The organism is Spirulina sp. CCY15215 (assembly GCF_016888125.1).
Classification (GTDB): domain Bacteria; phylum Cyanobacteriota; class Cyanobacteriia; order Cyanobacteriales; family Spirulinaceae; genus CCY15215.
In genome coordinates this window covers 1-237 of record NZ_JACSWA010000382.1, presented here as the reverse complement: position 1 = coordinate 237, position 237 = coordinate 1, and the positions used below count along the sequence as shown (strand labels likewise).

Annotated in this window: 1 pseudogene; it reads left to right on the top strand. The window is 42.6% G+C overall.

From position 1 onward, the window contains the following. Positions 1 to 237 (top strand): annotated as a pseudogene (locus JUI58_RS10850) (RNA-guided endonuclease TnpB family protein); the annotation flags it as partial.

The window sequence follows — 237 nt, the reverse complement described above, 5'->3', positions numbered from 1 at the left end:
CTGCCCAACAAACCTTAAGAGGAGTCGCCGAATCTTTCAAGTCTTATAAGGAACTTTCTAGGAAGTTCAAAGAAGGCGAGTTAGAAAACCGTCCCCGCTTGCCAAACTACCGAAAAAAGGGAGGATTGGGAGTCATAACTTATCCCAAACAAGCGCTAAGGCTGAAAGGAGATAAGGTTAGGATTCCATTAGGAATGAAGGTAAAAGCAGCCTTTAAAGTTGATTCATTCCTGTTAC